The organism is Cyanobacteriota bacterium, assembly GCA_027618255.1.
In the GTDB taxonomy this organism is placed as follows: Bacteria; Cyanobacteriota; Vampirovibrionia; order LMEP-6097; family LMEP-6097; genus JABHOV01.
Map to the genome: position 1 here is coordinate 12,044 of JAQCFG010000009.1, position 11,620 is coordinate 23,663.

An 11,620-nucleotide genomic window follows, 5' to 3' on the forward strand; every position below is an offset into this window, starting at 1 on the left:
GTTAATTTATGACAACAAGTCTTCATATCGATATAGACCTAGAACAACAATTTCTGGATTTATATCAGCAGCTCAATCCTGCCCAAAAAGAAGCTGTTGATAGTACCGAAGGTCCGGTCATGGTTATTGCCGGTCCTGGCACTGGCAAAACTCAAATTCTTGCGATGCGCATTGCCAACATATTGCGCAATCCAGATTTGCAAATTAGTCCACAGAATATTCTGGCGCTGACATTTACAGAAAGCGCCGTTACTGCCATGCGCAACCGCTTGATTAGTATCATTGGCACTGATGCTTATTACGTACGCATTCACACCTTTCATTCATTTTGTAATGAAGTGATCAAGGAAAATCCAGAAAAGTTTTTTACCATTAATCCAATCTCAGATCTTGAGCGCATCCAAATCTTCAATAAAATCATTGATAAGTTGGATCCAAATAGTCCTGTCAAGCCATTTGGTGATCCCTACTTATATCGAGGAGACTTGAGCAATCTCGTACAAATACTCAAGCGTGAATCGATTGATGTTATTGCACTCAAAGATGCTATTCAAAGACTCGAAAGCTTTCTTGGTAGAAACTCTGAACTCATTGAAGACTTTATTGCAAGAAACGCGCGCACTATTAAAGAAGAGGATTGTAATCTATTGCTAGAGCAGCTTTATGTGGCAAATCAAAACTCCGAATTCACAAAATTGATTCAGGAATACTACCAGAACGCAGATAGGATTACAACTTTTAAAAATAATCTCAAGGATTTTTATGAAAAGAATCTCAAACTCATCCCAAAACAAAAAGAGCTTTGTAACGTCTATAAAGAATATCAACAAGAGCTTCAAAGCCAAAAACTCTATGACTTTGAAGATATGATACTTCGGGTTATTAATCAATTTGAAAATGATCCAGATTTACTTGCGCGTTATCAAGAGCAGTTTCTTTATATTCTGGCTGATGAATACCAAGATACCAATGGTGCCCAGAACCGCATCCTACAACTATTCACACAAGCAACAACCGAGTATCAAAAGGATCCAAACATCTTCGTTGTAGGAGACGATGATCAATCTATCTATCGGTTTCAAGGGGCATCTGTTGAAAATATCATTCATTTCTACAAGTCTTTTGAAACTACAATCAAACTTATAGTCCTTAGTCAAAACTATCGTAGTCAGCAAGCTATTTTAGATATTGCAGACTCAGCCATTGACCAAAATCAAGCCAGAATCTCGAAGCTAATACCAAGCATCAATAAGAAACTTCAATCAGCTGGTCATGCAGCTAGTTATCCGCAAGCCAAAATCCAGCTCACCAAGACCCTTAATCAAGAAGACGAGCTACATCATATCGCTGGCAAAATCGAAGAGCTAACTCAAGCTGGCACTCCTGCCCGAGAGATCGCCATTCTCTTTAGAGAAAATAAAGAAGCGATTGCCATCATGGATATACTTGCAAGACTTGGAATTCGTTCCAAAATTGACTCTGGCGATAATATACTTGAAGACAGAAATATTCAACAGCTTATTGATTTGCTGACTGTGATTAATAAACCAGAAAGTAATTCCGCTTTGCTTTTCAATATACTTAATTATCAATTCATCACTAATTCTCAAAACTTCAAGGAAGCTGGGATCACAACTAGAGATATTTTCAATGCTAATCGCATTATGCCAAGAAGCCCTGAACCAAAGGCATTCATTGATGTTTTACTGGACAGTCACCTATTTAAGAATTGGGCTGATAAAATCATCACCTACAAACAGCTCTCCGCTAACCTCAAACTTGATATTCTAATCGAAAATATCATCAAGGACTTTGGCTACTTAGACTATGTGCTCAAGCAACCAAACTACACTACCAATATCAGTAACTTAGATGCGCTCTTCCAAGAAATTCGCAACTGTACTGAGATGAGCAAAAGATACAGAGCGGAAATCAACAAAGAAGCAAAACTCCAAGATCTAATTGAACACCTCAATCTCATTTACAGTAACGGACTTAAGATACAGTCTAGGACTAGCAAGCTAGAGGGTGACTTTGTCAGATTGATGACTGCTCACCGTTCCAAGGGACTAGAATTCGAACATGTCTTTGTAGTTAATTGCCGCGACAAACTCTGGGGTAATAAAACAGCCAGAGCCAAAATCAAACTACCTCCAAACTTAATTCAAGAAACCGAATCGCTCTTGATTGACAATCAAAATGAAGATGAGCGTCGATTGTTTTATGTAGCAATGACTCGCGCCAAGAAACAACTCTATATTTCACACCATCTCAAAAACAGCAGTAATAATGACACAGTGCCTTCGATGTTTGTTTCTGACTTAAACAAAAACCAACTAGTCGAAGTTCACAACCTTGAAGCACAGTCCCAAAGCCAAACAGCTCTCGGCGAGATTCCTCTGCAGTTTCAAGAAGCAGATGATTTTGCTATCGTTGAAGCTCAAGAATATATCACTGGCTTACTAGAGAATTACAAATTATCCGTAACTCATCTGAATAATTACCTAACTTGCCCGCGTAAGTTCTTTTATCAAAATCTTTTGCGAGTGCCATCAGCCAAAAATAAACATGCCAGCTTTGGTACCGCTGTTCACGCAGCCCTCTTTGATTATTTTGTAGCTTTTCGTCAGAATGATACAAACAATGCCAACTTGGAATATCTGCTCAAACAGTTTACCGAACATTTAGAAAACGAATACCTAGCAGAACAAGAATACAAAGACACAGTTGGTGTTGGTATCGAAGCGCTCACTCAATACTTCAATCATTATCAAGCAGGTTTCATTAAAGACATAGAGCTTGAATATGATTTTAGTCACAAAGGTATTAATCTAGATGGTATTGAACTCACAGGAAAGCTCGACAAAATAGAAATTATAGATGACATAGTTGGAGTCAAAAAAGTCAAAGTAATCGATTACAAAACTGGTAATCCAGATGGCAAATATCAAGCCCTCAAGCCAGGCGGCGACTATCATAGACAAATTGTTTTCTATCAATTACTTTGTGAGCTGGGCTATAAAGACAAACTCAGTCCATTCAAAATGATCAGTGGTGAGATTGACTTTATTCAAGCGAGCAAAACCAAAGGTTTTGTCAAGAGCACGATTGAAGTAACTAATGAAGATCTTGACGTGATTAAAGCTGAAATCAAAACCATGTATCAATCAATACAAAACCAAGAATTTGATAAAACCGAAGACTTGGATACTTGCAGCAAATGTAGCTTTAAAAATATTTGCGGACGTTAGAGTATAATAAATTCATGAGCCGTAACCTCATCAAAAAAATCCTCATAACAATAATCCTAATTGCTTTAAGTTACGGGATATTTTATCTGCTTTGCCAAAAGCCTAATCTCTCGATTGAGATTCATGGTCTTAATCTAATTAATGAAACAGAGATCAAAGGGAAGCTCACTAACTTTGATTTAGCAAATAAAGCCTTGATACAAATCAATCCAAAACTAATCAGCAAACAGCTTAGTCAATCACCGCTCATCAAATCAGTCAAAACCAAAATCAGTCTCCTGCCTCAACGCAAGTTATCTATCTACATTGAAGAAACCAAACCTTGGGCAATTTACAGAGACTCTATCTTGGGTGAGCAAGCTCAAGTCTTAATCGAATCCAAAATCTCTGCTATCAAATATCAATCAGACGCTATCAATCGTCTCTATGGAGAATCTCATCAAAACAAATCACCTGTCATTGAACTAATGAGCACACGAGCTCTCAGTGATGCAGAACTCTTAATGTTAAAGAACTCTAGTGACACGATTAATAACAATATTGCGTTAATCGCAGCTAACACAATCAATGGCGCCGACATGTATCCACTGCGCTTAATTAGAGTAAACAAAATCAATAATGTATTTTTCTACAGTGACAAGCTCAAGTTTGTTACAGGTGTTTTAAACGATGAGCTATTTAACAGAGTCAAACGCCTTGATACAGTAATTCCCAAGATGATAGCACTAAACCAAAAACAAGAACTTGCTTATGTCGATTTGTCTTTGAGTACTGATGAGATCATTTTGGGCAAGCCCAACCAGAGCGATTAACTACTAGACCTCATTACAAAAAGACCCCAAACCATAGGTTTTGGTAGAGTTCCTTCGAAGCCATTTATGGTTTCAAAAGAACTATATTGTGATAACCAATAAAACTAAGTTCAGCAGCACCAGTCATAAAGATAGTCTCAGCCACAGAATCCCAGCGAATAACCAAAGTGCCGCCAGGCAGCTCCACTTCTATATCAGTATCTTTTTGGACATGTCCTCTCAAAACAGCAGAGACTACAGTCGCGCAAGCACCAGTACCGCAAGCCTCGGTAAAACCACAACCTCGTTCCCAAACTACTAGCTTGATCTTGGTTGGACTAATAATTTGAGCAAACTCTACATTAGTTTTTTGCGGGAAGTTCTTATGAGTCTCGATCTCTGGACCATGAGCTTTAACAGCTTCAATATCCTCAACAAAAGTGATTGCATGGGGATTGCCCATAGAAATAAAGTCATAGTCAAATCTTACCTGCAAAGACCCATCTGCTGCGTTACGCTCATCCTGACCAGTCATCATCGACGGCTCAGTCAACTCAGCCTGATCAGAATTTCGCAAGCCTTGCATATGAGCCTTTTCAGGCAAGATTCCCAAGTCATCCAATAAAAGCGAAAGCCCTTCCTCTATAGACCTTGCAGCTCCCATATCAACTCTGACCATCTCATTATCAAGTAACTCAAGTCCAATATCACCAGCCAAAGTCTCTAACTTAAAACTAGTCTCTTCGCCACTAAGCCCATGTTCATAAATATATTTTGCAGCGCAACGCACACCATTGCCGCACATCTCAGCGATAGTCCCATCAGAGTTATAGAATCTCCAAGAGCGAATAGCATGTTCAGATTCTTTAACTTGATCAATAATTATCAAACCATCAGCACCAATACCACGATTGCGATCACAGATCTTACGCGTCAAAGCAGTCTCGTAATCGACATTAGAGTCAGTAGGCAAGTGACTAGCGTTAACAATGACAAAATCATTGCCCAATCCATGCATTTTTTCAAATGGCATTAAGTAGCTAGTACCTTGTTTATATTTTTCTTCTGCGAGGCCTTCCATTTGCATCAAATTGTATCACGCTTGCTTCTGAGCTAAAACCCCACCATCACGCCTGCCGCACTTCGGTCCTTCAAAAAGCTTACAACCAGCATTGGCAAAAGCATCCTTGGCAACACGACTAGAACTATATGTAGAAATCAAGGCTCCTGGTTTAGCCTTCGTGACAAGCTTGGCTACAAGATCTTGCTCCCAAAGCCAAGGACAAACCTTGGGACTAAACGGATCAAAGAAAATCGCATCATAGTAATTCTTCTCAAGTTTTTCAATACTAACTCGTGCGTCATCCAATAAAAGCTCAAGACTATAATTTCGGGTTTCAACTTTCAAGCTATCAGCGAGCTTGGCAAAATCCTTCATCACAACTTGCATCTCTGCTGGGAAATCTATCTTTGCAATCTCTTGGATAATTTCAATATCATTTTCAAGTCCAGTAATTTCGATTTTGATTTCTGGATTCACTTTGAGAGCTTCAATAATTGCAACAGCCGAGTTGTAACCAAGACCAAAACAAAAATCTAAGATCTTCAACTCATTAGAAACAAGAGCCAGTTCTTTAATACGGCAAGCCTGCACATGTTTCTCAAGAGCTTCTGTGTAAGCGCCATAGCGAGAATGATATGATTCTTGAAACTCTTGATTAAAAAAGCTAATAGAGCCATCTGCTGTTTTTTCTTGATTGAGCTTCATCTTCACAATTGTAGCAAGTGCAGTCATTGCCAGTTCCACATCTAGCTTGCCAATGTTATGCTTAGATCAATGCAAGAACTCACTCAGCAACTCTTCCAAGACCTACTCAGCAAACAAAACAAAATAGCCTTTTGTTTTGATTACGACGGTACCCTCGTTGAGCTTGCCAAAGAAAACATAGTTCACGCAGCGCTATTCCCGCAGTCAACAGCGCAGCTACTTAATGAACTTGCCAAGAAAGCTCCAGTGGCAATTATTACCGGTAGAGAACTCAAGAACCTTAAAGCCCTACTCAATAATCAATTAGATCCTGCCATTCATCTCTATGGTACTCATGGTGTTGAAATGGGAAAAGATAGTGAGGATGATCAATACTTAGAGCATCTCAATACAATCAGGACGATCTTTAGTGAAGATCCAGATATTGAATTTGAACAAAAAAGAATCTCAATTACTATTCATTATTTAAATCATCCTCAGCCGCAAGACTTACTAAATAAATTACGAGAGCTTGCAAAAAGCTACAGCTCGATTTTTCGTATTCAGGAAGGTAGAGACTTTTTTGAATTCCTGCCGATCAATATTAACAAGGGAATGGCAATCCTCGATGTCGCCAAGAAACACCCAGGCTATTTTCTGCTTTATTTTGGTGATGACTTAACTGATATTTATGCCTTTAAAGAAGTCAATAAGCTTGGTGGCTTATCTTGCCAGGTATCTAAGCGTATTACGAACTGGTGCGAAAAGCTTTCAGATACAAGGCTTGCGAATCCCTTGGTGACTGAGTTGACTGAGCCGTCGATGATGGCGCCAAAGGATGAGCGTAACGCAGTAGATGAGGCTTTGCGTACTGGTTCGAAAAATGGTCAAGCTGGGTATCTTATTAATAAGGTCATTGATTTACACCAGCTAATAGCTTGCTATCTGGATCAATAGACTGGCCGCAACTAGGAAATCACCATGAGTACGACAACTAAAGAACTTAAAGAGCTTTCAGCTTATCAATTACTACAACGCAATAAGGCTTCACTCAAAGAAGCATTACAACTTTTAATCAATGCCAAGCGCGAACTTAATCCTGAATTTCTAGATCAAAATTTAATCAACTCAATGAAAGCTGGCTGGCCCAAAGACCAAGCACTGCCTTTGCTTTTTTCACAAAACCAATTGTATGTAGCCTGCTCAGAAGTCGCAGAAGCTGAGCTAGCAAGCAAGCTCAAAACCTTAGCTGGAAGTTCCGAGCTCAAATTAATTAAAATAAACCAACGTAGTTGGGACTTCGTGCAAAATCAAGACAAAGCTGGTGGAGCAAACAATGGTGGTAAAGCAACTGGACAACTAGGCGCTCACTTAACACAATCTCTTGCGGCAATTCCAGAAGTCAAAATCAGTGCTACCGATGAAAATTCAATTGGGAACGAAGTTCGCAGAATATTACTAGATGCAGCCTCCAGTGGTGCCTCTGATATTCACTGGGAGCCTTACGAGAACGTACTGATAGTCAGGTTTAGAATCGATGGTGTCTTGAATGATATTTGCAAATATAAATGTGATCCGCAGAATGATTACCGCAAAATTATTTTAGCTCGTATCAAAATTATTGCCGACCTCAATATTGCTGAAGCGAGAATACCCCAAGATGGTAGAGTAACAGAAATCATCAACGGATCAAAACTAGACTTGCGTGTTTCAACGCTACCAACTCTTCACGGTGAAAAATGCGTTGTACGTTTATTACCTCACGATAATTCATTTCTTGAACTTAGTGATCTTGGTATGCCGCAATCAATTATTCCTGATTTTGAATCATGGCTAACTATGTCACAGGGCATGGTTTTAATTACTGGACCAACTGGTTCAGGGAAAACCAGTACTCTCTACACTAGCTTGGCAAAATTAATTGACACTACCAAAAACGTAGTAACCGTCGAAGACCCAGTAGAGTTTCAGCTAGCAAGAGTAAATCAAGTACAAGTAAACGTCAAAGCCGGTCTTACATTTGCAGCTGGTCTTCGTAGTATCCTCAGACAGGATCCGGATATCGTGATGATTGGTGAGATTCGTGATAAAGAAACCGCTGAAATTGCAATCAAAGCCGCTCTTACTGGTCACTTAGTTTTAAGTACACTGCATACCAATGATGCACCGAGTACCATTACTCGTTTGATTGACATGGGAATACCTCCTTACCTTGTATCAAGTGCCCTGGTTGGTGTTATGGCCCAAAGACTCCTGCGCCGAGTCTGCTCTCACTGCAATTATGAATATCAATCAACAGAAGAAGAGAATACTCAATTAGGTATTAGCGAATCGGTTAATTTGGCTAAGGCTAAGGGTTGTCAAAATTGTAATAATACAGGATACTCAGGTAGAGAGGGTATCTTTGAAATGATGCCGCTAACCGAAGAAATGAAACAAGTTATTTCTAAAGGAGTCGACGTTGAAGTACTCAATCGCTCCATGACAGAAATGGGTATGCCTACTCTTTATAGCGCTGCAGTGATAAAAGTCCTCGAAAAGAAAACTACAGTAGAGGAATTAATGAGGGTAGTACCTCCAACAAGATAAGCGGGTCAGTTTAACTGAATGGTAGACGATAAAAATTCCGACGATAAACCGTCATTTTTTGACTTCTCAGACGATGAGGCTAGATCTTGGCCGCCTGCTGACTCGCATCCAACTGAGGACGACAGCGAAACCGAAGATATTGAAGAAACTACAATTGAAGCAGAACTTCCGAGCATCCAAACAGCTAGTTCTGAACCTGAAGAATTCAATGTTGAAGATTTATTCTCTGATGACTTAGAAGAAGTTGCAGAAGCTGAACCAGAAGCTGAACCTAGCCCAATCACAGCAACAGAAGCCAGTACCGAAGATGATGATGAAGATCTCTTCCCTGATTTTGAACCAATCAAAAAAATAGAAACTGAAACCGATTTTGATCTCACAGCTAATAAACATGATCAAGAAGAAGATCTTGACGATGAAATTGAACTAATTACAGATCCTTTAGTGGATAGTCTTACAGAAGATCTTGACGAGTTTGGTTTTGATGAAGAGCCAGAAACTACAATCCAAATTAATAGTAAAGAACTCCATCAAGAAAGTGTTGATGCTTTGTACAACGACTACTCAGCAAAAGCAGAAGCCGAACCAATTATAATAGAAGAAACAAAAACTCTTCCGTTCCGTACTTTTACGACCTATGATTACAGCGAAAGTGGCATAAGTCAAACTGATTTAAATGACGAAGAAGAAGACAAACCAGGCCTTAACAAAAATGTACTTATACTACTTGCCGTCTTTGTCATAATTGGTGGTTGGTACGGATTTAAGACTATTTTCTCAAGAGACCTCAATGCCAACAAAGGTCGTGAACGTCAGAGCAAACCTAAAAAACAAAAATCATTAATGCTAGCTGAAAAAATAAAAATCCCAGTGTGGGACTTAAGTAGCCAAGAATTTTCAAGTGTGGCAAACGAAAATACCCTTGTCCAAGATATTTTCTATCAAGCTGGGCGAGCCAACCCTTTCTTATTACCAGATTCTGTTATTGCAGAAATGATGAGAGCTGCTGAGCTTGAATTAATCAATAAACAAAAGCCAAACACTTATCGAAGAACAGCATATCGTGCAACTCTAGTTGGTGTACTAACTTCAACTAAAAACACTATCGCTTTAGTTAATTACCAAGAAGCTGTCTTTGATGTACTTGAAGATACATCCAAAGACAAAATCATCAAACTTGCAACTAAAGCAATAGAAAAATCCAATGAAAACATTCAAGAGATGGTTGTTGGTTCTTATATCGGACCTTGGCAAATCAAAGAGATAGAAGCACCTGAGGATGCATACGTTGAACCAAGAATCACCGTAGAAAATAATTTCCAAACAAAAATCATGAGCATGGGTAGAGCAATTGAGCTGGGTATCTTCGATGAAGATGGTAATCTAGACAACCTTGAAACATCTGGTGATGAAGTTTCTTTGGGTGAGTTTCCATTCTAGAACTAAACTTTGAGTTTAATTGACTCTTCTAAATCAGCTAACACTTCTTCTGGTTTACGGCTTGCATCAATCTTAATTACTTGCGAACCATAAAACTGATTTAGTGGTCCACCTGTTTCTGCTTCATAGCCGCCCAATCGCTTGACAATAGCGTCAGGCATATCGTCTTTGCGTTGATATAAAGCTGAACCACAAAGATCGCATTTACCTTCTTCTTTAGGAGCATTAAATTTGGTATGAAAAACACCTTTGCATTTTTTCTTGTGATCATCAGCACACATGCGTCTACCAGCAAGTCTCTCTGTCAAAGCCGCTGAATCAACCTGAAGATCAAAAATATAATCTAAGTTAGTATAAGTCGCCAAGAATTGTGCTTGACCTAAGGTACGCGGATAACCATCAAGAATAAAGGAATCCAAGTTACTAAGTTTGGCTTTAACAATCTTGTTGACGATGTCATCAGAAACCAAAGCTCCAGATTCAACAATCGCTTTGACTTGATTACCAAGCTCAGAGCCAGATTTAATTTCACTACGAATTAAATCACCTGTACTAAGATGTTCAATTCCAAATTTCTCAGCAAGCTTGGCTGATTGAGTGCCCTTACCTGAGCCCGCCGGTCCTAAAAATAGTATCTTTTTTGACATGAACTGCTAATTATAACAAACTTGGAAGAGAAGATTTATTCCGAATGTAGTGAAAACTCGGTTGCTTGCAGCCGAGTAAGTCAAATTCATGGCAAAACTTTATATTTAGTTAAGTGTATTGACAACTAAAGCAATAGGCAGACATCCCCATAACTATAGAACCTATATTTCTCTTGAATAGCTATCTGGTAAAGCTCTTGCACCTTCTCTAGTCCAATCAAAGCACTAATCAAAACAATCAAACTAGACTTCGGCAAATGGAAATTAGTAATCAATCCATCAATGATTTTAAATTCAAAACCAGGACTAATAAATATATCAGTGGCGCCAGTAAGTTCACCAGTTCGTGCGACTGACTCTAAGACCCGAGTGGAAGTACTACCAACTGCAATAATTCTTCTACCTTGTTTTTTAGCTTGAAGAATTTTGCTCCAAGTATTTTGACTAATAGAGTAATGCTCCAAATGCATTTTGTGCTCACTGACATTATCAACTTTGATGGGAGCAAAAGTCCCAAGACCAACATGCAAAGTTAGTTCAGCTATTTCAATACCAGCAGCAACTAAACCTTGATCAATCTCATGGGTGAAATGCAATCCAGCAGTAGGCGCAGCGACACTACCAGCCTCACGTGCATAAACAGTTTGATAACGCTGCTTGTCAAATTCTTCAGCATCACGTTTCATATAAGGAGGAATCGGCATCATGCCACAAGCATCAATTGCTAGATTGAACTTCTCTTCTGTTCCAAAATCCACCAATACATCATCGCCTTGACGCTCAATAAAAATCTCTTGATTATTGTCTAAAAAATATCGACGACCTGCTTTAATACGTTTGGCATTTCCAGCCAAGGCCTTATAGCTTGACTTGGTGATAGGATCCAAAAGCAAAATCTCTAGCTTAGAACCAGTATCAGTATCCACCACAAAACGAGCAGCAAGCACTCGACTGTTGTTTCTCACGATCAAATCACCTGGCTTCAAAATAGACAGAATATCAATAAACTTTTTATGCTCCAGTGAATCTGTATTACAAGAATAATGCAATAAACGAGACTGATCCCGACGCTCCAATGGGTAGCTTGCTATTAGCTGCTCAGGTAAATCAAAATTAAAGTCTTCAAGCTTCATAGGGTCGTATCCGGACATCGGA

At 39.1% G+C, this 11,620-nt stretch carries 9 protein-coding genes; 5 read left to right on the forward strand and 4 right to left on the reverse strand.

The window, feature by feature from the left end; genetic code table 11:
* The first annotated feature begins 8 nt into the window (after positions 1-8).
* Entirely contained in the window at positions 9-3,251 is a 3,243-nt protein-coding gene (locus tag O3C63_02285; protein ID MDA0771750.1) for an ATP-dependent DNA helicase, read from the forward strand.
* A gap of 14 nt (positions 3,252-3,265) precedes the next feature.
* The gene (locus tag O3C63_02290; GenBank protein MDA0771751.1) at positions 3,266-4,063 is read left to right on the forward strand and encodes an FtsQ-type POTRA domain-containing protein; all 798 of its coding nucleotides are present in this window, start codon (positions 3,266-3,268) and stop codon (positions 4,061-4,063) included.
* Between the two features lie 64 nt (positions 4,064-4,127).
* Here the strand turns inward: O3C63_02290 and dapF are convergent, their stop codons facing one another.
* Positions 4,128-5,123 (reverse strand): diaminopimelate epimerase, encoded by a 996-nt coding sequence (dapF, locus tag O3C63_02295; GenBank protein MDA0771752.1) that lies wholly within the window; start codon positions 5,121-5,123, stop codon positions 4,128-4,130.
* A 15-nt stretch (positions 5,124-5,138) separates the two neighbouring features.
* Positions 5,139-5,849 carry an MnmC family methyltransferase gene (locus O3C63_02300; protein ID MDA0771753.1) on the reverse strand — a complete coding sequence of 237 codons (711 nt, stop codon included), beginning with the start codon at positions 5,847-5,849 and terminating at the stop codon, positions 5,139-5,141.
* Positions 5,850-5,879: 30 nt separating this feature from the next.
* On the opposite strand from O3C63_02300, the gene otsB reads away from it, so the two are divergent.
* From otsB to O3C63_02315, 3 genes are read left to right on the forward strand one after another with little or no spacing between them, the layout of a single operon-like run.
* Positions 5,880-6,746, forward strand: a complete 867-nt coding sequence (gene otsB, locus O3C63_02305; protein ID MDA0771754.1) for a trehalose-phosphatase — start codon at positions 5,880-5,882, stop codon at positions 6,744-6,746.
* 24 nt (positions 6,747-6,770) lie between these two features.
* A complete protein-coding gene (locus O3C63_02310; GenBank protein MDA0771755.1) occupies positions 6,771-8,378 on the forward strand; it encodes a GspE/PulE family protein in 1,608 nt (535 codons plus the stop codon).
* 18 nt (positions 8,379-8,396) lie between these two features.
* Positions 8,397-9,818, forward strand: a complete 1,422-nt coding sequence (locus O3C63_02315; protein ID MDA0771756.1) for a hypothetical protein — start codon at positions 8,397-8,399, stop codon at positions 9,816-9,818.
* Between the two features lie 2 nt (positions 9,819-9,820).
* On the opposite strand, the gene O3C63_02320 is transcribed toward O3C63_02315, so the two are convergent.
* Entirely contained in the window at positions 9,821-10,465 is a 645-nt protein-coding gene (locus O3C63_02320; GenBank protein MDA0771757.1) for a nucleoside monophosphate kinase, read from the reverse strand.
* Positions 10,466-10,590: 125 nt separating this feature from the next.
* Positions 10,591-11,616 (reverse strand): tRNA preQ1(34) S-adenosylmethionine ribosyltransferase-isomerase QueA, encoded by a 1,026-nt coding sequence (gene queA / locus O3C63_02325; GenBank protein MDA0771758.1) that lies wholly within the window; start codon positions 11,614-11,616, stop codon positions 10,591-10,593.
* Between the last annotated feature and the right edge of the window lie 4 nt (positions 11,617-11,620).